This is a genomic window from Oribacterium sp. oral taxon 102 (genome assembly GCF_013394775.1).
In the GTDB taxonomy this organism is placed as follows: domain Bacteria; phylum Bacillota; class Clostridia; order Lachnospirales; family Lachnospiraceae; genus Oribacterium.
Genome location: NZ_JABXYT010000001.1, coordinates 2,302,961 through 2,326,360 on the forward strand (window position 1 = coordinate 2,302,961; position 23,400 = coordinate 2,326,360).

20 protein-coding genes are annotated in these 23,400 nt (G+C 57.3%); all 20 read right to left on the reverse strand.

The genetic code is table 11. The annotated features are described in order from the left end of the window. Positions 1-2: 2 nt before the first annotated feature. The 20 genes from HW273_RS10290 to HW273_RS10385 all read right to left on the reverse strand — a co-directional run bounded on the left by HW273_RS10290 (position 3) and on the right by HW273_RS10385 (position 23,381). Positions 3-620: an electron transport complex protein RnfA gene (locus HW273_RS10290; protein WP_179012095.1), complete on the reverse strand. Its 618-nt coding sequence runs from the start codon at positions 618-620 to the stop codon at positions 3-5. Further along, on the reverse strand, positions 621-1,322 hold the full coding sequence (gene rsxE, locus HW273_RS10295) for an electron transport complex subunit RsxE (protein WP_179012096.1): 702 nt from the start codon (positions 1,320-1,322) through the stop codon (positions 621-623). 7 nt (positions 1,323-1,329) lie between these two features. Further along, the gene (locus tag HW273_RS10300) at positions 1,330-1,938 is read right to left on the reverse strand and encodes an RnfABCDGE type electron transport complex subunit G (RefSeq protein WP_179012098.1); all 609 of its coding nucleotides are present in this window, start codon (positions 1,936-1,938) and stop codon (positions 1,330-1,332) included. Then, positions 1,935-2,879 carry an RnfABCDGE type electron transport complex subunit D gene (locus tag HW273_RS10305; protein WP_179012100.1) on the reverse strand — a complete coding sequence of 315 codons (945 nt, stop codon included), beginning with the start codon at positions 2,877-2,879 and terminating at the stop codon, positions 1,935-1,937. Before HW273_RS10305 ends, HW273_RS10300 begins: the two co-directional genes overlap by 4 nt. Beyond that, a complete protein-coding gene (gene rsxC, locus HW273_RS10310) occupies positions 2,876-4,231 on the reverse strand; it encodes an electron transport complex subunit RsxC (RefSeq protein WP_179012102.1) in 1,356 nt (451 codons plus the stop codon). The genes HW273_RS10305 and rsxC overlap by 4 nt, the downstream gene beginning before the upstream one ends. A gap of 171 nt (positions 4,232-4,402) precedes the next feature. After that, the gene (glmS, locus tag HW273_RS10315) at positions 4,403-6,241 is read right to left on the reverse strand and encodes a glutamine--fructose-6-phosphate transaminase (isomerizing) (protein ID WP_179012104.1); all 1,839 of its coding nucleotides are present in this window, start codon (positions 6,239-6,241) and stop codon (positions 4,403-4,405) included. Positions 6,242-6,454: 213 nt separating this feature from the next. Next, the gene (locus HW273_RS10320; RefSeq protein ID WP_179012105.1) at positions 6,455-6,793 is read right to left on the reverse strand and encodes a DUF2752 domain-containing protein; all 339 of its coding nucleotides are present in this window, start codon (positions 6,791-6,793) and stop codon (positions 6,455-6,457) included. A gap of 1 nt (position 6,794) precedes the next feature. Further along, positions 6,795-7,160: a DUF4234 domain-containing protein gene (locus tag HW273_RS10325; protein WP_207718944.1), complete on the reverse strand. Its 366-nt coding sequence runs from the start codon at positions 7,158-7,160 to the stop codon at positions 6,795-6,797. Positions 7,161-7,234: 74 nt separating this feature from the next. Then, positions 7,235-7,777 carry a biotin transporter BioY gene (locus HW273_RS10330; protein WP_179012107.1) on the reverse strand — a complete coding sequence of 181 codons (543 nt, stop codon included), beginning with the start codon at positions 7,775-7,777 and terminating at the stop codon, positions 7,235-7,237. An 86-nt stretch (positions 7,778-7,863) separates the two neighbouring features. Then, on the reverse strand, positions 7,864-8,859 hold the full coding sequence (bioB, locus tag HW273_RS10335; RefSeq protein WP_179012108.1) for a biotin synthase BioB: 996 nt from the start codon (positions 8,857-8,859) through the stop codon (positions 7,864-7,866). 404 nt (positions 8,860-9,263) lie between these two features. Then, entirely contained in the window at positions 9,264-11,618 is a 2,355-nt protein-coding gene (locus HW273_RS10340; protein ID WP_179012110.1) for a transglycosylase domain-containing protein, read from the reverse strand. Between the two features lie 185 nt (positions 11,619-11,803). Beyond that, the gene (rny, locus tag HW273_RS10345) at positions 11,804-13,351 is read right to left on the reverse strand and encodes a ribonuclease Y (RefSeq protein WP_179012112.1); all 1,548 of its coding nucleotides are present in this window, start codon (positions 13,349-13,351) and stop codon (positions 11,804-11,806) included. A 228-nt stretch (positions 13,352-13,579) separates the two neighbouring features. Next, positions 13,580-14,032 (reverse strand): MarR family winged helix-turn-helix transcriptional regulator, encoded by a 453-nt coding sequence (locus HW273_RS10350; RefSeq protein ID WP_179012114.1) that lies wholly within the window; start codon positions 14,030-14,032, stop codon positions 13,580-13,582. Between the two features lie 70 nt (positions 14,033-14,102). After that, the gene (locus HW273_RS10355) at positions 14,103-15,014 is read right to left on the reverse strand and encodes an NAD(P)/FAD-dependent oxidoreductase (protein WP_179012116.1); all 912 of its coding nucleotides are present in this window, start codon (positions 15,012-15,014) and stop codon (positions 14,103-14,105) included. A gap of 249 nt (positions 15,015-15,263) precedes the next feature. Continuing rightward, positions 15,264-15,572 (reverse strand): thioredoxin, encoded by a 309-nt coding sequence (trxA, locus tag HW273_RS10360; RefSeq protein WP_179012118.1) that lies wholly within the window; start codon positions 15,570-15,572, stop codon positions 15,264-15,266. A gap of 235 nt (positions 15,573-15,807) precedes the next feature. Beyond that, positions 15,808-16,374 carry a regulatory protein RecX gene (locus HW273_RS10365; RefSeq protein ID WP_179012120.1) on the reverse strand — a complete coding sequence of 189 codons (567 nt, stop codon included), beginning with the start codon at positions 16,372-16,374 and terminating at the stop codon, positions 15,808-15,810. Between the two features lies 1 nt (position 16,375). Beyond that, positions 16,376-17,476 (reverse strand): recombinase RecA, encoded by a 1,101-nt coding sequence (recA, locus tag HW273_RS10370; RefSeq protein ID WP_179012122.1) that lies wholly within the window; start codon positions 17,474-17,476, stop codon positions 16,376-16,378. Positions 17,477-17,718: 242 nt separating this feature from the next. Beyond that, positions 17,719-18,954 (reverse strand): hypothetical protein, encoded by a 1,236-nt coding sequence (locus HW273_RS10375; RefSeq protein ID WP_179012123.1) that lies wholly within the window; start codon positions 18,952-18,954, stop codon positions 17,719-17,721. Between the two features lie 13 nt (positions 18,955-18,967). Beyond that, on the reverse strand, positions 18,968-20,164 hold the full coding sequence (locus HW273_RS10380) for a TolC family protein (protein WP_179012125.1): 1,197 nt from the start codon (positions 20,162-20,164) through the stop codon (positions 18,968-18,970). A gap of 64 nt (positions 20,165-20,228) precedes the next feature. Next, a complete protein-coding gene (locus HW273_RS10385) occupies positions 20,229-23,381 on the reverse strand; it encodes an efflux RND transporter permease subunit (protein ID WP_179012127.1) in 3,153 nt (1,050 codons plus the stop codon). Positions 23,382-23,400: the final 19 nt, after the last annotated feature.

A 23,400-nucleotide genomic window follows, 5' to 3' on the forward strand; every position in this document is an offset into this window, starting at 1 on the left:
CCTTAAATCAGGCCGCTGAAGCCCATAAACGCGATCGCCATGAGTCCCGCCGTGATGAGGACGATCGGAGAGCCCTGAAATGCATGCGGAATCCTCGCATTATTCTCGTCGATGATATTTTCACGGATCGTAGACATCAGGATCAGTGCAAGTGCAAATCCACAGGAAATCCCCAGACCATAAACCAGAGACTCAATCAGGTTATAGCCGTAAGAAACGCTGTTCAGCGCCGCGCCCAGAACGGCACAGTTCGTCGTAATCAGCGGAAGATAGACGCCGAGTGACTCATAGAGTGCCGGCACGTTCTTCTTCAGGAACATCTCCACGAACTGCACGAGCGCTGCGATCACTAAGATAAAGACAATAGTATTCAGGAACTCCAGTCCGTCGGAGAGCCCCAATGCCCTGCACAGGGGGCTCGCCGCGCTCAGAAAGGCGATGTAAATCAGGTGCGTCACCACAGAGGCGATCGCAATGACGAAGATCACGGCACCGCCCATGCCCTTGGAGGAATCCGTCTTTTTCGAAACACCGAGGAAGGGGCAGATGCCTAAGAACTGGGAAAGCACGACATTGCTGACCAAGGAATACTTGATCGCGATCAGTAACAGATTCAACATTTAAGCCTCCTCCTTTCCCGCAGTCTCCGCCGCCTCTTCTCTCGCGCTGTAGGCGCCCATGCAGCCGCCCTCACATGTAAATTCCGGATTTGTATCCGCTCTGCCGTTCGTCGCGGACGGAAGCCGCAGCTTGTTCTGCAGCGCCGTCAGCATCGCCAGCACGAGGAAAGCGCCCGGTGCCAGCACAAAGAGGCTGATATGGTACGCCTCCGGGATCAGCCGGATACCGAATACGGAGCCCGAGCCGAGCAGCTCCCGCACCGTACCGATCACGGTCAGCGCGAAGGTAAAGCCCAGTCCCATGCCCAGCCCGTCAAAGAACGATACGAGCGGCGCATTGAAGAGCGCGTATGCCTCTGCACGACCCAGAATAATGCAGTTTACGACAATCAGCGGGATATAGATGCCGAGCGCTGCATAAAGCACCGGTACATACGCCTGCATCAGGAGCTGCACGATCGTCACGAGAGATGCCACAATGACGATCTCCCCCGGCAGCCGCATCCGATCCGGAATCACCTTCCGAAGCGCAGAGATCAGCAGATTCGAAAACATCAGCACGGCAGTCGTGGAAACGCCCATGCCGAGACCGTTGATCGCGCTGGTGGTCGTCGCCAGCGTCGGACACATCCCCAGCATGATAATAAAGGTGGGGTTCTCCTTGACGATACCGTTGTATAATCTTTCTGTATATTTATTCATATCCCCCTCACTTTACCACGAAGCTCTCGACGAATTCCGTCGCCGCATTCACCACATTGACAACCGCGGTGCTTGTAATCGTCGCACCGGAGATCGCATCGATCTCATTCTCACCGGCGCCGCCGCCCTTCTTCACGCTAAGCTTCGTGCCCTTGCCGGCAAACTGCTCATAGAACGCAGGCTCCGTCGCCTTCTGTCCGAGTCCGGCGGTCTCCGGGAGCGTTTCCGGGAAGGAAATGCCGGAAATGGTAAGATCCGGCTTCACGCCGACTACCACGACGACATCGCCGCCATAGCCGGCAGCCTTGCCCTTCAGGATATAGCCGATCTCCGCACCGCCCGCGTCCTTCGCCGCGACGACAGAGCTCAGCTTCGCGCCGCCATTGTCTGCGGATATGCCTCCCGCCTCCATCGCCTCGGTGAGCGCAGCGGCAAACTGCTCCGAATCGTAGTCCGCCGCCGGCATGACCTCCTTATAGGAAGCGATGGTCGCAGCATTGTTCGCGAGATAGATGGTTTCCTTTGTCATCCCATAGACACCGCCGAGCAGCAGTCCCGAGATCAGGGTAATAAGACAAAGGACACAGGCGTCTCTTACAAACGAGTTCTTTTTCATGCCTTCGCCCCCTCTCTTCCGAGCGCCCTCGGCACTGTCAGCTGATTGAGCGCCGGCACCAGAATATTGCTCAGGATAATCGCATAGGATACGCCCTCCGCGGAGCCGCCGAAGAGCCGGAAGAGCCCGGTCAGGAGTCCGAGTATCACTGCATAGACGATCTGCCCATTCGGTGTGATGGGAGAGGTCACATAGTCGGTCGCCATGAAAAAGGCACCGAAAATCAGTCCGCCGCCGAGCAGCTCCGCGCCGAGGTAGGCAGGATCGAAGCCGTGCCCGCCAAAAAACACGGTAAATACCGCTACCGTAGCGATATAAATCAACGGAATCTTCGGGGAGATCACCTTACGGAGGAGCAGATAGCCCGCGCCGAGCAGGAGAGAAATCTTCGAAACCTCTCCGATGGTGCCCGGGATCCGTCCGATCAGCATGGCAAGGAGATCCGGCGATGCCGTACCTGCCTTCAGCATCGCGAGCGGTGTCGCGGAGGCCACGGCATCGCCCGCCGGCTCCGTGAAGCCGGTCATCGCACCCGCGAAGGAAATCAGCAGGAAGCAGCGGGCGGCAAGCGCCGGATTCATGAAATTGCAGCCCAGTCCGCCATAGAGCATCTTCACGACAATGATGGCGAAGCAGGCACCGAGCACCGGCATCCAGAGCGGGATGTCCGGCGGACAATTCAGCGCAAGGATCATACCGGTTACCACGGCGGAGAAATCGCCGACCGTGATCGGAAGCTTCATACATCTCTCATAAATATACTCTGCGAGCACAGCTGCGGCCGTCGTCAGAAGCACGACAAGCGCGGCATGCACGCCCCACTGAATCACGCCGTAGACCGTGGTCGGGAGCATCGCGAGCGCGACATCCCGCATAATCTCCGCAGTGCTGCTGTCGTCCCGGACATGCGGGCTGGAGGAAATATTCAACATCTTGCTCACTTCTTCGCCTCCTCATTCTTCGCTTTTCTGGCTGCCTCCGCTCTGTCCTGCTTGATCTTCCGCTTCATCTGACGGAAAGCCTGCGTCAGAGGTCGCTTTGCCGGGCAGACATAGGTACAGCTCCCGCATTCAATGCAGTCCATGCCGTAGAGCTTCTCAAACTTCTCGTATTCCTTGTTCATGGAAACCGTCATCATCATCGTCGGCATCAGCCGTACCGGACAGGCTGTCACGCAGCGTCCGCATTTGATACAGGCACTGGCAGGATTCGCCGCCACCATGTCCTCGCGGAAGGCGAGAATGCTGCTCGAGTTCTTCGTCACGGGGATGTCCAGCGTAAAGAGGGAATTGCCCATCATCGGGCCGCCGGAAACGATCTTCTCCGGCTCCGTCGAGAAGCCTCCCGCAAAGTCCACGAGCTCCTGATAGCAGGTGCCGGTAGGCACCCGGAAGTTCCCGGGGCTCGCCGCAGCGTCGCCGCTCACGGTCAGAATCCGGCGAATCAGGGGTCTGGACTCGCAGACTGCCTCATAGACAGCAATGACGGTGTCCACATTGTCCACGATCACGCCCACATCCTCCGGCAGCATATCCGAATTGATCCGACGCCCTGTGGACGCGAGGATCAGCTGGCGCTCTCCGCCCTGCGGATATTTCACCGGAAGGCTCCGCACCTCGATCCGCTCCTCTCCCTTCGCAAGCTCCGTGAGCACCCGAATCGCCTCCGGCTTATTGTCCTCGATGCATATAAGCCCCTTCGCTCTCGGGAAAATCGTCAGGATCACCCGGAGCCCGCCGAGCAGCTTCTCCGGTGTCTCCAGCATATCGCGGTAGTCGGAGCAGAGGTATGGCTCGCACTCCGCGCCGTTTACCAGGAAGTAATCAACCCTGTCTGCCTTCTTCGAGGACAGCTTCACATGCGTCGGAAAGCCGGCACCGCCCAGTCCGACGATCCCGGCATCCCGCACGATATCAACGATCTGCTCCTTCGAAAGCGACAGATAGTCCCTCTGCTCTCCAAAGCCCGGGACTGCCTCATACTGCTTATCATTCTGAATCACAATGGAATCCACCATGGCTCCGCCGGCAGTCAGTCTCTTCTCAATGCCCCTTACCGTGCCGGAAACAGAAGCGATCACCGGCGCGGATATGAACCCGCCCGCCTCCGCGATCTTCTGTCCCATCAAAACCCTATCGCCCTTTTCCACGATCGGCTTCGCCGGCGCACCGATATGCTGAACCAGCGGATATACCATGAGTCCCTGCGGCTGAAAGTCCACGATCGCCTTATCCATCGCAAGCTCCTTGCCGTCATAAGGATGGACGCCGCCCTGAAAAGTGGAAACCCCCATAAGTATACCTCCCTCATTTATAATAGACGAAAATATTATACCGAATACCGGCGTATCTGACAATGCAATTAAAAAACGTGCACTGTATTTAGTACACGTTTTTCAGAAGATTCCTTTATTTTTTGCACACACATGGCAAAGCGCTCGACATTTTGCACGAGAAGCGCTCTGCTACTCCACTGTCACCGATTTCGCGAGGTTCCGCGGCTTATCCACATCCAGTCCCTTCGCCACGCTGACATAATAGGCGAGGAGCTGCAGCGGAATGACGGAGAGACTCACGGAGAAGAGCGGCTCCGTCTTCGGCACATAGACGGTAAAGTCCGCCGTGTCCTCAATGCTGTAGTTCCCGTAGGAGGTGAGTCCCATGAGGTAACCGCCACGGCTCTTCACCTCCAGCATGTTGGAGAGCGTCTTCTCATAGAGCCGCGGCTCCGTCAGGATGCCGACCGTCAGCGTCCCCTTCTCGATCAGACTGATTGTGCCGTGCTTCAGCTCCCCTGCCGCATACGCCTCGGAATGGATATAGCTGATCTCCTTCAGCTTAAGAGACCCCTCCAGCCCGGCAGCAAAGTCCAGCCCTCTTCCAAGGAAGAATGCATCCTGCGCACCGGCATACTTCGCGGCGAACCACTGGATCCGCTCCTTGTCGTCGAGGATCCGCTCGATCTTCTCCGGAAGCAGAAGGAGCGCGGAGAGCAGCTCCCTCCGCCGCGCCTCCGTGAGCCTGCCCTGTGCCTCCGCAAGCGCAATCGCGAGCACATAGCCCGCGATGAGCTGCGTGCTGTACGCCTTCGTGGTCGCCACTGCGATCTCCGGTCCTGCAACGGTATAGCAGACCGCCGATGCCTCCCTGGCAATGGAGGAGCCGACGACATTGACGATGCCCAGCGTCCGCACTCCCCTCTCCTTCGCCTCACGGAGCGCCGCGAGGGAGTCCGCAGTCTCTCCGGACTGGCTGATGACGACGCACAGCCCATCCGAACGGAGAATCGGGTCGCGATAGCGGAACTCGGATGCAATGTCCGTCCGTACCGGAATCCCCGTCATTCTCTCGATCACATAGCGGAGCGCGACGCCGACATGATAGGCGGAGCCGCAGGCGACGATATAGACCTCCCGCACCCCGGCGAGCTGTTCTGCCGAGAGTCCCAGCTTCTCCGGATCTATCTCTCCCTCCGGCAGCAGGGCAGCGAGCGTATCCCGCACCGCTCTCGGCTGCTCATAGATCTCCTTCAGCATAAAATGCGGGAAGCCGCCCTTCTCCGCCGCCTCCGCATCCATCGTGATCTCAACCGCTTCCTTCTCAAGCTCCTCCTGATCCAGATTGTAGAAGGAAACCGCGCCGTCCGAAAGCCGCGCGATCTCCTGATTCCCGATATAGTAGACCGACCTCGTATAGCGAAGAATCGCCGGAATGTCAGATGCGAGGAAGCATTCCCCCTCCGCTGTCCCCAGAATCATCGGGCTGTCCTTCCGCGCTGCGTAGACCGCCTCCGGATAGTCCCGGAAAAGAAACGCAAAGGCATAGGAGCCGCGAATATGCAGCATGGCGCGGGCGATCGCTGCGATCGGCCCCTCCTGATACTTCCCGAGGTAATATTCCACGAGATCCGCCACGACCTCGGTATCCGTCTCGGAGCCGAAATGATAGCCCTTTTTTTGCAGCTTCTCCCGAAGCTCCTGAAAGTTTTCGATGATGCCGTTGTGTACGAGCGTCACCGCACCGGACATCGAAACCTGCGGGTGCGCATTTCGTTCCGAGGGCTCGCCGTGCGTCGCCCAGCGGGTATGTCCGATACCGATGGAGCCGCGGAGGCTGCCGCCTCCGTCTATCTTCTTGGAAAGATTCTCCAGCCTGCCGACCGCCTTGACCGTCTCGATCTCACCGGAATCCTCCCGTACCGCAAGCCCCGCCGAATCATATCCTCTGTATTCCAGTCTGGACAGACCGTAGAGAAGGATCGGCGCCGCCTGCCGCCTGCCAATGTATCCCACAATTCCACACATAAAAAACCTCACTCTCGCTTTAATGTACACTAAAAAAGCGTGAGTGAGAAAAGCTCTGTTACGGTTTTGATTCCGCTTTTTTCTTTTTCTCTTACGACTTCACCGACCGCGACAGCATCCGCCGAATCCTTCGATCACTGTCGTCCTCGTCGCCCCGCGGGGTCATGGCGCTAAATCGGCCTTTTTCCTCCGAAAAACCCGATTTTCCTGCGATTATAGCACGGAATACAGGTTCCTGACAATCCCGAAAAGCAGCAGTGCTGTAAGATACCCCCAGAGAAGCCGGCGGCTCCAGCGGGGCAGCGGCTCCCTGCGGCGCTGCTGCCGCCCGCTGAAAAGGATCAGGAAAAGCAGCAGGGGAGAGGTCGCAAGCAGAAAGGGATTCGCCTGAAACGCCTCCCGGAAATGAAGCCTCGAGAGCGCAAGCAGCATTCTCGTGATCCCGCAGCCCGGGCAGCGCAGTCCCGTCACGCTGTGAAACGCGCAGGGCACTGCGAGACCTGTCAGGCGCAGCCAAACGAGATAGAGCAGCCCCAGAAGAAGCAGCAGCATCTCAGATATACACCTGATTTCCAGTGGAATAATTATTGATCGTATCCTGCGCCAGTGCGAAGGCGATAATCGAAAGCCCAAAGATCGAAAGCAGGAGATAGAGAATCCCGCTGGAGCCGTTCGGATTTCCCTTGATCTTATCCACACGCTGTCCCATCTTATATTCCCAGAACAGCCCGTAAATGCCGCAGGTAATCAATGTGAACAGGAATACCATACCGCCGCTCGTCGCATACGGTTCTCCGGCAAGCTCCTTTGCGTCATCATTCAGCACGATCATCCAGTAGATGCCGTAGATGCCGCAGGTAATCAGTGTGAAAATGATGCAGAGCGCGATATTTCTGTTCTTAATCTGGTAATGATTCATAGTCTCCCCTTTCTCTACAAATGCGGAAAGCTCCGCAGGAATCCCGTTTATTGTAGCATACAAGGAGGACAGGCTCAAGAAAAAGCGAGGGACTGCTGCATTCTCTGCCGCACCGCTCTCCCGACGAGCACCGCGATAGCAAGCTTTCCGATGTCAAAGGCGAGGAAGGGCAGCACGCCGAGCGTAAATGCCTTCCCGAGGCTGATGCCCGCTGCAACCGACAGCCAGACCGTCCCGAGACCGTAGCAGACAAAAAGTCCCAGAAGCATCCCGCAGAGCTGCAAAAGCAGTCTCGAGGGAAAGCGCTCGACCGCATAGCCGGAGAGCATTGCCATCGGCAGGAAGCCGATCAGATAGCCCCCGGTCGGCCCCAGAAGCTTCCCCAGCCCTCCACTGTAGCCGGAGAGTACCGGCAGCCCCGCCAGCCCGAGCAGGAGATAGAGCAGATAGGCGAGACTGCCCCGCTTCATTCCCAGAATATAGGCAGCGAGATAGACGGTCAGCACCGTCAGGGAAACCGGCACAGGGCCAATCGGCACCGACATCGGTCCGAATATACACATCAGCGCCGTCATCAGCGCGATCAGGCTCATGGATCTCACATCTGTTTTCTTCATTTTCTCCCTCCCTCTTAAGGAATCAGCAATTTATTCTCGGCTCACTCCCATTAACACATAGCTTCTCTGATTTAATCTGCACTTCCTTAAAAAGCTGTCTCTCCTGCCGGACGTGCCCAGTCCGGCGTCGTGTCCCTGCCAAGCTCATGGAGCAGCTCCCGGTCGCTTCGGATCGTAGAGCCAGAGGTTGTCAGCATATTTCCGGTAATGCCGGCGCTGGCGCCGCTGCGGAACGCCTCTCTTCCATGATCCCGCATCAGCGCGCGTCCTCCCGCGAGTCGAATCTGTGCCTCCGGATTGAGGTAGCGGAAGATCGCGACCGTCCGGAGGATCTCCTCCTCTCTAAGCCGCGCCTGCCCGCCGAACGCCGTGCCAGGAACCGGCATCAGGCTGTTGAGCGGAATCGACAGGATGCCAAGCTCATGAAGCGTCAGCGCCATATCGAGCCGATCCTCCCAGCTCTCCCCCATGCCGATGATGCCGCCGGAGCAGACGAAGAACCCCTCCTGCTGCGCACGGCGGATATTTTCGAGCTTGTCCGAAAAGCTGTGCGTCGTACAAATCTCCGGGAAGAAGCGCCGCGAGGTCTCGATATTATTATGAATGCGGCTGACGCCCGCCCTGCGCAGCTGCCGAAGCTGCTCTGTGCTCAGAAAGCCGAGAGAACAGCAGAGTCCGATCCGAAGCTCCCGATGCAGCCTCTCGAACACCCGGAGCAGCTGTGAAAAATCCTTCTCCGAAGGCCCTCTTCCGGAGCAGACGACAGAGAAGCGGTTCACTCCCTCCTGCTCGTTTTCCCGTGCCGCTGCGATAAATGTCTCCTCCGACAGGAGCGGATAGCTCTCGCAGCCGGTATGGTGATGTCCGGACTGGGCGCAGAATCTGCAGTCCTCGCTGCAACGCCCCGATTTCCCGTTCACAATCGTACAGAGATCGACACGGTCTCCGACGAACGTCTCCCTGATCCGGTCAGCCCCGCAGCAAAGCGGCTCCAGCTCCGCCGTGACGAGCGCCTTCAATGCATCCCCTCTGCCGAGCCTCCGTCCGTCTATGATTTCCTGCGCCAGCTTCGAAACATCCATAAAAAACCTCCCCTGCCGTTTTGCACAGGGAAGATTATACGAAGAGACGCTTTTATTGTCAACCTATTCTACGTTTATAGTTTACAATTTCGTTTTATGGCTTACGACCTGCAGACATGAGGAGACCCCGGAAGATGCTCTCGCATCCGCCGGGGTAATTATGAAAAATCTATATAGGCAAACTGTCGTTTCCAGCTCTTCTTCGGATTACTCTCCTCTGAAGTTATGGATACTATATCGTCAAGATATGAATAAACTGTGAACGGAGCGTAAACTCTTTGTGAAGCATGCCGCTTGCGCGTCATTCCATGCTCATACCTGTTGTCGTCGCCAGCGCACATGTCCGATGGCGCGCAAGCACACCGCATCCTGTGCACTGCGACCGGGACTTATACAGTAAAAGACTAAAAATCCGGCTTCCTCTCTACGATTTCCGGAAAGTCGAAGTCCTCCTCTTCCGATTCCTCCTCTGTCTCACCTGTATCCGGCTCGATCACCGGCGCATTCTCCTGCGTGAGCTCCGGCAGCGGCGATACCGTCTCTGTCTCCCGTCTGCTGCGGCTTGCCTCCGAGAGAGAGGCGCCCGGGCCGAACTCTGTCGGATACGGCAGGCTCTCCGACGGAAGCTCCGCCGGGCTTTCCGGCTCCGTCCCCGCTGTCCCGGATACGGCGGTGCTGTAGCGCTTCCTGCTGTCCGGGAAACGAAGCGAGCAGAGATCCGTGATTCCTGTCCCCCGAATCGTACGGCGCTCTACCGTTTCCGGCATTTCCCAGTCCAGCGCTTCCTTTCCCTCATGCAGCCTGTCCATCGCATTTTTCCAAATTTTCCCCGCGTAGGTCGCGCCGTATACCCCCGGCATCGCCCGCGGCTGATCATAGCCGACCCAGACCGCCATCGTGTAGTAGCGGCTGTAGCCACAGAACCAGGTATCCTTCGAGCTGTTCGTTGTCCCTGTCTTTCCGGCGCAGGGAATCCCTCCGGCAAGCGCGAGCCCCCGTCCTGTCCCATAGGGCATACGGATACTGTCCTTCAGCACATCCGTCATCATATACGCGGTTTCCGGACGATAGATCTGCTCCGTGCCGAGCGCCTGTCCCCTCGTGGGCTCCCCCTCCTTCACCTGCTCAATGCGGAGAATGCAGCTGTCTCTCCGGAATACCCCGTCATTCGCCAGCGCTGCGTAGCCTCTCGCCATATATTCCGGCGTCACACCCTGCGTGAAGCCTCCGATAGAGATCGCCTTCGCGCTCCGGTCTCTCCAGTCCAATCCCTGAAACTGCATCCGCTCCAGATAGGACAGACCGTAATCCAGCCCGATCTCCTCCAGCACCTGCCATGCTACCGTATTGAGAGAGCGGTTCACTGCCTCGCGAAGCGTCACCATGCCGTAATAATGTCCGCCGGAATTGGCGGGGCCGCCCTCGAATGTATGGTCGTCGATCAGCGTTCCGGGACTGTACTCGCCCTGATCCATCGCCGGCGCATAGTCGAGCAGCGGCTTGATGGCGGAGCCCGGCTGCCGGGCACTCAGGAACGCGCGGTTGTACTTATCCTCCGTGCCCCTGCCGCCAACCATCGCAACCACATAGCCGCTCTGGTTGTCCACGACTGCCGCCGCCCCCTGCAGGGCGGGCTTCCCATTCTCCTGCAGCTCTGTAAAGGCGGAAAGACCGGCATCCAGCTCCGCCTGTACCTTCTCCTGAATCTCCGGATCAAGCGTGGTATAAATGCGATAGCCTCCGCTGCGTATGGTCTTGCTGTAGAGCGCATAGCTCTCATCGAAGCGCTCCCCGTATGCCTCCTGTGATGCCGCATCCGTCCATAGGTATTCGAATCGGAAGCCATTCAGCCCCATCAGGCGAAGCACTGCTTCATGAAAGGCGTAGGAGGAGAGATAATCCTCCGTCGTCTCCGCCCGCGTTCCAGGTATGAGCTGCAGCGGGCTCTCCACATAGCCGGCGTATTCCTCCTCTGTGAGATCCCCGCATTCCCACATGGATTTCAAAACTTGATTCCGCCTTTTCAGGCACGCCTCCGGATGATGGATCGGCTCATAGCGGGAGGGTGCATTGCTGATCCCAGCAAGCGTCGCCGCCTCCGGAATCGTCAGCTCCTTCGCGGACTTGGAGAAATAAAGCCGGCTCGCCGCCTCCACGCCATAGCAGTTATTGCCGTAGAAGTTGACATTACAGTAGAGCTCCATGATCTCCGCCTTGCTGTAGCGCTTCTCCAGCTCCGTGGCGAGGATCATTTCCGCGAATTTCCGGGTGAAGGTACGCTCGGAGCTGAGATAGGTATTCTTCACGAGCTGCTGGGTGATCGTCGAACCGCCCTGCCGTATCCTGCCCCGGTTTTTCAGAAGCGACAGTGCGGCACGCAGGGTCGCCCTGTAATCCACCCCGTGATGCGTGAGGAAGTTCCGATCCTCCTGCGCGATATACGCCTTCTGCAGCTCCGGAGAAATCTCCGAGATCTGCACATAGACGAAGTTTCCGGCATTGATCCGTCCCAGTGCCTTGCCGTTCGTATCATAGACCACCGTATCCGGCAGCTTCGTCATTTCCATGATGTTCTCTTCGGAAAGCCGCTCATAGGCAAGCTTTTTCAGTCTGCGGTACTCTGGCAGGATCACGAAGGTATAGCCGACGATCCCCAGTACCAGACAAAGAAGCATACCCCCAAAAAGGACATTTCGAAGGAAGCGCAGTATCCTGCCGCGCCGCTGCTTCCGTCCTCTTCTCTTTCCTCTCTTCTCCATCTTATCGCCTCAAATGAATTTCCATGCTTTTCTGCTCCGGAAGACAGCATAGCGCTGTCCGGATACACGGTCTCCCCGCCGTCAGGCGTTCCTGCGGCGGCCTCTCCCAGTATAACAAAAAACCGATACAAAATCTCTTACGGATTCTGTATCGGTATCTTAAATTTCGCCGCGCTTCGCGCCCTTTATTTCGCGTAGTCCACGGCTCTGGACTCCCGGATGATATTGACCTTAATCACGCCCGGATACTGCATCTGATCCTGAATCTGCTTCGCGATGTCATGCGCCATGATCGTCATTTCATCCTCGCTGACCTGCTCCGGGATCACCATGATGCGCACCTCGCGTCCCGCCTGTACCGCGAAGGACTTCTCTACGCCGGAATAGGAATTGGCGATATCCTCCAGCTCCCGAAGACGGTTCGCATAGGTTTCGAGAGACTTCCGCCGCGCACCCGGCCGTGCCGCAGAGATCGCATCCGCCGCCGCGACGAGACTCGCGATCAGCGTCGAAGGCTCCGTGCCGCCGTGGTGAGATGCCACGGCATTAACTACCGTCTCCGGCTCATGGTACTTCCGGCAGAGATCCACGCCGAGCTGGACATGGGTTCCCTCCATCTCGTGATCGATCGCCTTACCGATATCATGGAGCAGTCCCGCGCGCTTCGCCATCCGGATATCCAGTCCGAGCTCCTCGGCGAGAAGTCCCGTGATCTGCGCCACCTCGATAGAATGCTGCAGAGCATTCTGTCCGAAGGAGGTACGGAACTTCATACGTCCGAGCAGCGTCACCAGCTCCGGATGGATGCCGTGTACACCGACCTCCAGCAGGGCAGACTCTCCCTCCTCCTTGATCGCATCCTCAACCTCTCTGCGGCTCTTCTCCACGACCTCCTCGATCCGCGCCGGGTGAATACGCCCGTCCACGATCAGCTTCTCCAGCGCGATGCGCGCCACCTCGCGGCGGATCGGATCGAAGCCGGAGAGCACGACCGCCTCCGGCGTGTCGTCTATGATCAGCTCCACACCGGTGAGCTGCTCCAGCGTGCGAATATTCCTTCCCTCCCGCCCGATGATCCTGCCCTTCATCTCATCGTTCGGAAGCTGCACCACAGAAACCGTAGACTCTGTTACCTGATCCGCCGCACAGCGCTGGATCGCCTCCACGATATACTCCCTCGCCGTCTTCTCCGACTCTTCTCTGGCACGGTTATCATACTCACGGATCAGCATCGCGGTGTCGTGCTTGATGCGCTCCTCCACGGATTTCAAAAGCTCTGTCTTCGCCTGATCGCGCGTCAGCCCGGAAACTCGCTCCAGCTCTGTCACCTTCTGCTGGTGCAGACGGTCTATCTCTGTCTCTCTGCCATTCAGGCTCTCCTCCCTCCGTAAAAGCTCCGATTCCTTCTTTTCCAAACTCTGCGCCTTCTTCTCTGATGCCTCATCCCGCTTCAGCATCCGGCGCTCTAAATCGTTTACCTCTCTTCTTCTGTCCTTGATCTCCTTGTCGAGATCATTCTTTGCCCGGAGCGCCTCCTCCTTAGTTTCCAGAAGCGCCTCTCTTTTCTTGTTCTCCGCCGTCCTTATGGCATCGTCTATGATCTCCCTGGACTTCTCCTCGGCTGTTCCGATCTTCTTCGCATAGTCGGCCTTCTCCTTGCTCCGTCCCAGAAAAAAGCAGACGAATCCTGCCGCCGCTGCTGCTGCGAATATAGCAACAATCGTACTGGTCACTTTCGTACCTCCTTCACTATTTCTTTGTTAATGTACAAATATGTGAAGTAAACATCTCCTGATGGAATCCTCATATTTGATATTGAACAGGACATAGCCCCGTGTCCGCTGGTATTTAATTTTAATAAAATAATAAATTTATGTCAACTCATAAAGGGAGAGGACCCTCTGCGGATTCCTCTCCCCCTTCACGTATGCGTTTGTAAAACAGCCCGCCGGGCCCCATGGTTACTCCTTCTCCATCGATTCCTCGATACTGTTAAGCACCTTATACAAAAGCGTATAGAGGACGCGCATCTCCTCCGGCGCAAGCTGTATGCAGCCGCGCATCTCCCCCGGGATCCTGGCGGCACGCTCCCGCAGCTGATCTCCCGCCTCTGTGATGCGGACAATGAGGGAGCGCTCATCCTCCCGGGAACGCTCCCTGCTCAGAAGCCCCTTCTGCTCCAGCCGCTTCAGAAGCGGCGTCAGCGTCCCGGAATCCAGATACAGGCAATCTCCAAGCTCCTTCACATTCACCTCTCTCCGCTCCCACAGCACCATCATCACGATATACTGGGTATAGGTCAGGTCGAACTCGCTGAGGAAGGGCTTGTAGCGCCGGGTCACCTCCTTCGCGCAGGCGTAAAGCGGGAAGCAAAGCTGGTTTTCCAATTTCAGATTGTCATAATTCTCTGCCATATTTTTCTCTCTTTTTATGTTTTCATCCCCGGACTGTGTATCGCATCGCGATCTACAAAGCCCGCCTCATTCAGCCCGCATCGATATAGTTCACTGCCGCCAATGCCGCCACGGCGCCGTCTGCCGCCGCTGTCGCGAGCTGGCGCACACTCTTCGTCCGGCAGTCTCCCGCTGTGAAGATTCCTGCCGCCTCGGTCCGGCAGCTCTCTCCTGCCTCGATATAGCCCTTCGGATCCAGCTTTACGAGCCGGGCGAAGGCCGCGTTGTCCGGAGACTGCCCGATCGCTACGAAGAGCCCGTCTACCCGGAGCTCCCGTTCCCCGCCGCTCTTCTGATTCTTCACACGAATCGCACGGAGCCCGGAGGCATCGCTCTCAAGCGCGGTAATGACGCTGTCCAGCACGAATTCAACATTGTCCTTCACACGGAGCCGCTCTACCTCCTTCACATCTGCGCGGAATGCGTCACGCCGGTGGATCAGATACACCTTCTCACAGTAATTTGCGAGGAACTGCGCATCCTCCAGTGCCGTATTGCCGCCGCCGTTCACTGCCACAGTGCGATTCCGGAAGAACATTCCGTCACAGGTCGCGCAGTAGGAGACTCCCCTTCCGACGAGCTCCTGCTCGTTCGGGAGCCCGAGCGGACGATTCTTCGCGCCGGTCGCGAGGATCACTGCCCTCGCCTCATAACTGCCGCTGCCGGTCTCTACACGTTTCCCTGCGCCCTCCGCCTCTATGCCGATGACCTTCTCGAAACGAATCTCCGCGCCGAGATCCTTTGCTTGATTGTAGAGTCCGGTCGCGAAATCGAAGCCGGAGATGTGTGCAATGCCCGGGTAGTTTTCGATGTCCGGTGTATTGACGATCTGCCCGCCGTAGCTCGCTGCCTCCAGCACCAGCACGGATTTGCCGGCACGCACACCGTAAATCGCCGCAGAAAGCCCTGCGGTGCCCGCTCCTACAATAATGATATCATACATCTTTTCCCTCCGTCTCAAAAAGGATACAATCGCAAGCGATTGTCCTGAAGCGCTCTAAGCCGCGCGGCTCCTGCGATCAAAGATCGCAGGCAGTAAGGAAACAATTGCAAGCGATTGTCCCGAAGCGCTCTAAGCCATGCGGCTCCTGCGATCAAAGATCGCAGGCAGTAAGGAGGCGGCCAAAATTGACCGCCTCCCCCTCTGCCGCTGCATTTCTCTGTCTTACCACTCTGTCGGCGTTCTTATCCGTTACTTCAGGAGATCCAGCACCTGCTCCTTCGGAATGAATCCGGTATTCTGCTTGTAGATCTCGCCGTTCTTGAAGACGATCAGGGTCGGTATCGCGCGGATCCCGAAGCGGCTCATCAGCTCAGACTCCTCGTCCGCATTGACCGCATAAACCTTAAAGTCCTTTGCCTCTCCGGCGATCTCCGCAATAATGGGAGAAAGCATCTTACACGGTCCGCACCAATCCGCCCAGAAATCCACAAGCACCGGAACCTCCGACCGCAGAACCTTCTCGTCAAACTCTGCTGCTGTAAGCTTTGTAGCTGCCATTTTATTACCTCCTGTTTTCTCTCATATGCATAAGCGTTCTGCTAAAGCATTTGCAATTCAGCGAATCGCTCCTTGATGATTGTATTTTACACAACTCATTTTATTTTGTCAAGAAAAATTTAATTTTGGAAAATATTATTTCTCACAGCATTTTTAAAAGTTCAGGGAAGCCATTCGCAATTCGCCGAAACAGAAACGAATGTCATGAATTCAAAATAAAATTTCAGCAAATTGCTCATAAGGGCATCTGCCCCTGCTCCAGCTCGAGACGCAGCGCCCGTTCCACGAGCTCATAGGAAAAGCCCTTGCGCAGCAGCGCAGCGAAAAGCTTCCGCCGTGCCGCTTCGTCCGGCATTTCCTGTCTCCGGCACTTCTTCCGGATCAGGTGCCGGAGCGCGGCAAGCTCTGTCTCTTCGCTGTCTCCTTCGGCACGATACTCCGCGATCACCTCCCGGATATCCTGCCGCGAAACGCCTCGCTGACAGAGCTTCTGCTCGATCTCCCGAAGGGACTTCGTCCCCTCATAATACGCGATCAGCTGTCTCGCATAACGCCGGTCATCCAAATACCCGTACTCCTTCAGGAAATTCATCGTCTCGTCAATGATCTCCGCATCGTACTTTCCCGAACGCCGAAGCTTCTCCCTGAGACGGCTCTCCGTCTTCTCCGAAGCGGTAATCAGGTAGAGGCAGCGTTCCCTGCAGCGGTTCCGAAGCTGCTCCCGCGCCGAAAGAGAAGCGGGGTCAAGGGAATAACTCCCGACCCCGCCATACTCCTCAAGAAATGCAGACGTATCTCTCATCTCAGCCCTCATCCAGCCCGAAGCTGCTCTTCCCGGAGGATGCCTCCTCTTGATACTCCACTGCCGGCAGCCCGAACTTCTCCCGCACCTTATTCTCGATCTCCGTGCGAATCTGCGGATTCTGCCTCAGGTACTCCTTGGCGTTTTCTCTGCCCTGTCCGATCTTGCTGCCGCTGTACGCGAACCATGCACCGCTCTTCTCGACGATATTCTCATTGACCGCGAGATCCAGCACATCCCCCTCGCGGGAAATGCCGTTTCCGAAGGTAATATCGAACTCACACTGCTTAAAGGGCGGCGCGATCTTGTTCTTCACGACCTTCACCTTGACATGATTGCCGGATGCCTCTCCGTCGCTCCCCTTGATCGTATCGACCCGGCGGATGTCCAAACGGACGGAGGCATAGAACTTCAGCGCTCTCCCTCCGGCAGTCGTCTCCGGACTTCCGAACATGACGCCGACCTTCTCCCGAAGCTGGTTGATGAAGATCAGGATGCTGTTAGACTTCGAAACGACGGAGGTCAGCTTCCGGAGCGCCTGCGACATCAGTCTCGCCTGCAGTCCCACATGGGCATCCCCCATCTCGCCGTCGATCTCCGCCTTCGGCACCAGCGCAGCCACCGAGTCGATGACGAGAATGTCTATCGCGCCGGAGCGCACCATCGTCTCTGCAATCTCGAGCGCCTGCTCACCGGAATCCGGCTGTGAAATGTAGAGGTTATCGATATCCACGCCGATCGCCGAGGCATATCTCGGATCCAGCGCGTGCTCTGCGTCAATGAAGCCGGCAATGCCTCCCCGCTTCTGCACCTCGGAAACCGCATGCAGTGCCAGTGTCGTCTTACCTGAGGACTCCGGACCGTAGATCTCGATGATCCTGCCCCTCGGGAAGCCTCCGGCACCGAGCGCGATATCCAGAGAGAGCGCACCGGTCGGGATCGTCTCGATATTCTTATTGACACTGGACTCGCCCAGCTTCATGACAGATCCCTTGCCGAAGTTCTTCTCGATCTGCGTCAGCGCCACATCCAGCGCCTTCCGCTTCTCCTCCTGATTTTCCAACTGTGTCACTGCCGTCTTGCTTGCCGCCTTTGCCGCCATATCGCTGTCCTCGCTTTATGTTTTATAGAAGATAAATTCATAAACATCTGTTCTCAATGTTTGTGATTCTAGCAAAAAACCTCTGTTCTGTCAAGAAAATACCTTGCTCTGTCCGGAACGCCGATACACAATGAACACGAGTGAAACGTAGATTGTGTTCCGCTGCCCTCTGGCTTCGGTACCTCCAATAGTATTATAGCACGAACAGCGTACCCCTCCTATACTCTATAAAAAGACATGCTTTATTCCAGCGTAAGCATCCCCTTGTGCACCGCCTGCTCATAGCGGAATACCGCCTGCCCGTAGTCGAGCCGCGCCTGCAACGCGGCATTTTCCTTACTGATATAATCAAGCTGCAGTCCGCTGTACTCCGCATTTCCGAGGAGCCCCAGATTCTCCATTCGCTCGGCACGCTCCTTCTTTCTCCTTGCAAGCTCCGCTGAGGTCTCCGCGGCAGTCTCTGCCGCCGCCTTCTGCCCGACCGCGTCCCACAGGCTCTGCATCTCCAGCCGCACCTGCTCCGAAACGTGCGCAATGCTGATTTCCCGCTGATCCCACTTCGTGAAATCCGCATCCTTGATTCGCTGCGCCGTACCGTATTCTGCGTTCTGCTGCAGAGCGGAGGCAATATCTGTCTCGAGACTCCGCCCCTCCAGATAGTTGAGAGGGTAGTCCGGAAGCTCGCCGAGACAGATATTCCGATAGGAGAGCGTTGTCCAGCCCAGACTGGTGCCCAGCGTCCGAAGCAGCTTATCCATCCCGTCCTGCAGCTTCCCGAGATTATTCTCCGCTTCCCGAAGCTTCCCCTCCGCTTCCGTCACGGACAGTGCTGTCGCCGTCCCGAGCGCCTGCTGCTTCACTGCCTTTTCATAGCTCTGCCGATACAGCTCGCACTGCTGTCGGAGGAGCCGCTCCGTCAGCTCCATTCCCTTATAGGTATAGAAGAGTCCCTGCATGGCATTCCCAAACTGCTTCTTTCCATTGTAGAAGCCCGCCTGAATGGCGCGGACGGCGTTCTGCTCCGACCGTCTCGTATCCTTCAGGCTCTCCGTGAGCTGCTTCACCATCGGGGCGGCGAGACCCTCGCCTCTGCCGTCCTTCGCCTGCTCCAACGCGCTGATCTGCCCGGCCAGCGCCGCCCGAAGCTCCGGGCTGTCCGTCTCGGCGCGCAGCGTCCGCAGATCCTCTATGCTGTCCGAGAGCCCGTCCCGGATCTCCTGTCTCGCCCGCTTCAGCTCCTGCTCTACGTTCTGCACCGGCGCCATACTGTCCGAAATCGTCTGCTTCTCCATCCTTCCCAGTATGGAATACTCGGAAACCAGCTCCGGCACCTCCAGAAACTCTATGCGATCGTCCGTGAGATCATAGGATGCCTCCGCCGTTTCCGAAAAAGCAGTTTGGGAGGGCAGGAACAGGCAGAGAAGCAGCGCTGCAAGCATTGCTCCCCTGCCGGATCCTCTCTGTACTACGCGCATCATATTGCCTCCCCTCCTATTCGTTTCCGGCATTGGCGGTAGCGATGCCATCCCGTCCCGCAAGATAATCATAATACTCCGAGGCGAGACTGTACTCCGCGATCCGCACGGAAAGCTCCGCGCTTTCCGCTGCAAAGCGTGCCTGTTCCAGATCCCGGGCACTCGCCGCGCCCAATGAGAAGCTCCGCTCTGCCTTCTGCAGTGCGGCAGCCGCATTCTGCGCCGTAAGCCTTGCCTGCGAGAGGCCGCCCTCCGCCTGCTTCACCGCCTGATAGCGGGAAATCATATCCGAGCGCACCGCCTCCTTCTGATTTTCAATCCGCAATCCGAGCTGATTGACCTGCCCGTCCGTCCCGGAGACCGCCTGCTTCCGTTCGCTGATGCGAATCGCAAGATTATTCTGCAGGGCAAGCTTCGTGTCCGTATCCAGATGCAATCCGGAGAGCTGCTCTGCCGTCGGAAGCGGAACCGCGCAGAGCTCCGGAGATGCGTCATACTTCCAGCCGAGATTCACCGCGAGAAGCTGCCGGAGCTTCTTAAGCTGTGTCTCCGCCTCCTGGAGAGAAAGAGCAGACTGCTCCCAGCTTTCCTTCGTCATAAGCGTATCCAGGGCAGTCCCCTGTCCCGCTGCCTCCCGGCGCACTGCAGCCTCGTAGAGGCTTTGGTTGTGAGAAGCCTTAAGGGCAAACAGCTTCCGCTGCTCCTCCGAGGAACGGATCGTAATGATGGATTTCCGTATGGTTTCCGTCACGGTCTGCTCAGTCTGCTCGATCTGCGCACGAGCTGCCTCCCGATCCGTAGACTGGGCAGTGCTGTCCAGAGCAGTTCGCACACTGCTGGTCTGGTATTCCAGATCCGCCATCGCCTGTTCGATATCTGTACCGGCTCTGCTGCTGGCTTCGCTGTAGCGCTGCTCTACCGCCTCCAGCGCCGAAGAAATGCCGACATGGTAAAGTCCGTCGTGCTCATTGTCCCGGAAACGGATCCAAAGCTCCGAAACCGTCGGATTGTATTCATGCACCAGATCTCTCAGCTCGTCCCAGTCAATCCGGTTGTCGCGGAGCTTCGCCCATTCCTCGCTCGTCCGCTCCCGCTCATAAGAGCTCTGGTGCGGACTCATGTCTACATTCGAGCCGAAGGCAAAGGCATTCCGGCTCATCAGCAGTATCAGCATCGCGCTCATGGCGGCAGCCGCCGCTCTCTTTCCTTTCATATCCGTCTCCCTCTATTCCCTCTATCCTCTTTCTCCCTCCGCCAAAAGGCAGAGCGCTGTTTCCTTAATCGAAGCTCTCCCCTTCCGAGTATTCCCAGCTCTGCCGGAAGCTTCTTTCCTCCTCGCGGCGTCTCCGGTATTCCGCCTCCGGGTTCTTGCCCTCCATATAGCCGGGGGCAGGGATCTCCCTCTGTCTCCTCTTTTTGCCGGTCATCAGATAGTAGTAAATCGGCAGCATCAGGAGCGACAGGATGGTAGAGGCGAGCAATCCTCCCACATCGACCATCGCGAGTCCCTGCATCATCGCGCCGTTGTCTCCGAAGCCAACCGCCATCGGCACCATGGAAATGACGGTCGTCAGCGTCGTCATCAGGATCGGGCGAAGACGCGTCGCGCCCGCCTCGACCAGCGCGCGGTTCAGCGGCATTTCCTCCCTGTACTGGTTCACGGTATCCACATAGAGAATACCGTTGTTCACGACCGTTCCGACCAGCATCAGGAAGCCGAGCAGCGAGGTCATGGACAGCGTGACGTCGAAGAGCCAGAGCAGACCGAAGGAGCCGATCAGGGAAAGCGGGATCGTCGTCATAACCATGAAGCTGTAGCGCATCGACTCAAACTGCGCCGCCATCACTACGAAGACCAGAAATACCGCGATCAATATCGCGTTGCCGAGAGAACGAAACTCCTCGTTCATGCTCTCCGTGGAGCTGTTCAGTGCTGTCGTCACATCCTCATTGAGATGCTTCGCCAGCACCTCCTCATCCAGAATCCGGCGCGTATTCTGCGTTGCCGCATCTGTGAAGCTCGCCGTAACCGTCGCCTGATAGCGCCGGTCACTCCGGCTGATAGATGCCGGGGAATCCTCGAAGCGGATATCCGCGACATTATCCAGCTTGACCTGCTTGCCGGACGGGGTCGTCAGCATGATATTCTGCACCTTCTCGAGATCGTCATATTCCGAATCCGGATACTCCACCTTAACGGAGACGCTCTGCCCGTCCACATCCATCTTCATCGCCTCCGCGCCGGAGAGGATCGCATTGACGCTCTGCCCGATCTGCACCGGTGCCAGTCCCTCTGCCGCTGCCCGGATCGGGTCTACCTGTATCTTCACAAGAGGCGCGGAATTTTCCAGCGTGGAATGCACTGCCGTCACATCGGGCCGCGCCTGTAGCTCTCGTACAATCGCATCCGAGCTTTCCTTCAGCTTCGTATAGTCCGTCGCCTCCAGAATCGCTTCGTAGCCGTTTGTCTCTGTAGACATAGAGGACATCATAGAGCTCGCATCCACTGTCACGACTGCGTTCGTAATGTCCTGCAGCTCCTTCTTCCAGACCTTCACCTTCTCTGCCGTCTTCATCGAACGGTCTTTCCGGAGATATTGCGTTACCGTATTGCCGCCGCTCGAGAAAATGCTGGAGCCGCCGCTCGTCACCATGTAGCGGTCGGTATCCGGATCTGCGGCAACCTGCGTCTCGATCTCCTTCAGGATCTCGTCTACCTCCGAGAGCTTCAGTCCCGGACGGGTTTCCACAGAGATATTTACCGTTCCCTCGTCGGTCTGCGGCATCATTTCCATTCGGATCTGCGTCGCCAGAAAGAGGGAAATCACCACCATTGCCAAAGTACTGAGCACTACCGCCGCCTTGTGGCGGAGCAGCTTCGTCACGATCCCGCGGTAAGCGCCCTGCATTGCCCTTACCCAGCCGTATGCCGGCGCCTTCGTATTCTCCCTCGGCCGGTACATCACATAGGTCAGCGGCACGATAGAAATCGCGGAGAGGAGGGACGCCGCCATACAGAAGACGATAGTGAAGCCAAGCGGCGCGAAGAACTGCCCGGACAGCCCCTGCAGAAAGCCCAGAGGCAGAAATACCACACAGGTGGTCAGCGTCGAGCCGAAGACTGAGGTGCCGACCGTGCGGATCGAGTCCACCGCTGCCTCTCTCCGGCTGCGCCCGTTGGCGTCACGATAGCGATCCATTGCCCGGAAGCAGGCCTCCAGCACGACGATAGAGTTGTCCACCATCATGCCGACGCCCAGCACGAGCGCGGAGAGTGTAATCATATTCAGGGAGTAGCCCATTCCCCACATAAAGACAAGTGCGCCCAGTATCGCGATCGGAATGGAGGTGCCGACGATCAGGGATGCCTTCCAATCTCCGAAGAAGAGGAAAATGATCGCCATAGAAATCACGATCGCCATGATCATCGTCTGGAACACGCTGGAAAGTGACGAAAGGATCGTATCCGCGCTGTCGTCGATAATGATAATTTCCAGATTTTTGTCCTGCGCCCGCAGCGTCTCGAGCTGCGCCTTCACCGCACGGGAAAGCGTTACCGCGGAATCCTTCTGTGTTTTCGTGATGCTCAGTGTGACCGTATCGTTCCCATTGTAGCGCCCAATCGCCGTCTGTTCCTTCAGCGTCGTGCCAATCACCGCCACATCCCGAAGATACAGCGTGTCACCGGTTCCCGTCGTGATCGGCAGCTCCCGCAGCCGGTCGACATTATCATAGGAAACGCCGGTCGTCACGGAGAGCTCCTGCGAGCCGACACCGGTCGTCCCTGCGGGATAGCTGAAATCCGCCGAGCTGATCGCCTGACTGATCTGCGCCATGGACAGATGATACTGACTCAGCTTCTCCGGGATCAGCTCCACCTTCACATACTGCTCCTGTCCTCCGCTCGCGGAAACAGACGCCACGGAGGAGAGCTTCTCCAGCTTCGGCGTGATCTCCGTCTTAACGTAATTGTACATATTTGCCTGCGAAGGGTTGTTGACCGCGAGAACCATAGACGCCTGTTCATTCATGTCCAATGAGACGAAGCTAGGCTCCTCCGCGTCCTTCGGCAGTCCGCTTTTCAGCGCATCCACCTTTTTCTTCAGCTCGTCATACGCCTTACTCATGTCCGTACCGTAGTTATAGCGTACCATGACCAGAGAATAGTTCTCATTGGACTGCGATGAAATCGTCTTGACGTCGGAAAGATTCGCTGCTCCCTCCTCGATCTTTTTGGTCACGAGGCGGTCTACGTCCTCCGGGGCTGCACCCGGATAGGTCGTCGTGATAATCATCATCGGATAATTCACATTGAACATCAGCTCCAGCTTGGAGTTGGCAAGTGCCATGAAGCCGAAGAAAATCAGACTGATGATTGCCAGCAGCGTTGTCACCGGACGCCGCAGGACAAGCTTTGTTATTTTTTCCATTTTCGCTTCTTCGCTCCTC

Excerpts from the sequence above, each read along its gene's own strand:
- rsxE (WP_179012096.1), bottom strand. The coding sequence starts at position 1,322 with ATGAATAAATATACAGAAAGATTATACAACGGTATCGTCAAGGAGAAC.
- HW273_RS10365 (WP_179012120.1), bottom strand. The coding sequence starts at position 16,374 with ATGAGAGATACGTCTGCATTTCTTGAGGAGTATGGCGGGGTCGGGAGT.
- HW273_RS10375 (WP_179012123.1), bottom strand. The coding sequence starts at position 18,954 with ATGATGCGCGTAGTACAGAGAGGATCCGGCAGGGGAGCAATGCTTGCA.
- HW273_RS10380 (WP_179012125.1), bottom strand. The coding sequence starts at position 20,164 with ATGAAAGGAAAGAGAGCGGCGGCTGCCGCCATGAGCGCGATGCTGATA.
- HW273_RS10330 (WP_179012107.1), bottom strand. The coding sequence starts at position 7,777 with ATGAAGAAAACAGATGTGAGATCCATGAGCCTGATCGCGCTGATGACG.
- trxA (WP_179012118.1), bottom strand. The coding sequence starts at position 15,572 with ATGGCAGCTACAAAGCTTACAGCAGCAGAGTTTGACGAGAAGGTTCTG.
- HW273_RS10340 (WP_179012110.1), bottom strand. The coding sequence starts at position 11,618 with ATGGAGAAGAGAGGAAAGAGAAGAGGACGGAAGCAGCGGCGCGGCAGG.
- HW273_RS10290 (WP_179012095.1), bottom strand. The coding sequence starts at position 620 with ATGTTGAATCTGTTACTGATCGCGATCAAGTATTCCTTGGTCAGCAAT.
- HW273_RS10320 (WP_179012105.1), bottom strand. The coding sequence starts at position 6,793 with ATGCTGCTGCTTCTTCTGGGGCTGCTCTATCTCGTTTGGCTGCGCCTG.
- HW273_RS10300 (WP_179012098.1), bottom strand. The coding sequence starts at position 1,938 with ATGAAAAAGAACTCGTTTGTAAGAGACGCCTGTGTCCTTTGTCTTATT.
- recA (WP_179012122.1), bottom strand. The coding sequence starts at position 17,476 with ATGGCGGCAAAGGCGGCAAGCAAGACGGCAGTGACACAGTTGGAAAAT.
- glmS (WP_179012104.1), bottom strand. The coding sequence starts at position 6,241 with ATGTGTGGAATTGTGGGATACATTGGCAGGCGGCAGGCGGCGCCGATC.
- bioB (WP_179012108.1), bottom strand. The coding sequence starts at position 8,859 with ATGGATGTTTCGAAGCTGGCGCAGGAAATCATAGACGGACGGAGGCTC.
- HW273_RS10350 (WP_179012114.1), bottom strand. The coding sequence starts at position 14,032 with ATGGCAGAGAATTATGACAATCTGAAATTGGAAAACCAGCTTTGCTTC.
- HW273_RS10355 (WP_179012116.1), bottom strand. The coding sequence starts at position 15,014 with ATGTATGATATCATTATTGTAGGAGCGGGCACCGCAGGGCTTTCTGCG.
- rsxC (WP_179012102.1), bottom strand. The coding sequence starts at position 4,231 with ATGGGGGTTTCCACTTTTCAGGGCGGCGTCCATCCTTATGACGGCAAG.
- HW273_RS10385 (WP_179012127.1), bottom strand. The coding sequence starts at position 23,381 with ATGGAAAAAATAACAAAGCTTGTCCTGCGGCGTCCGGTGACAACGCTG.
- HW273_RS10325 (WP_207718944.1), bottom strand. The coding sequence starts at position 7,160 with ATGAATCATTACCAGATTAAGAACAGAAATATCGCGCTCTGCATCATT.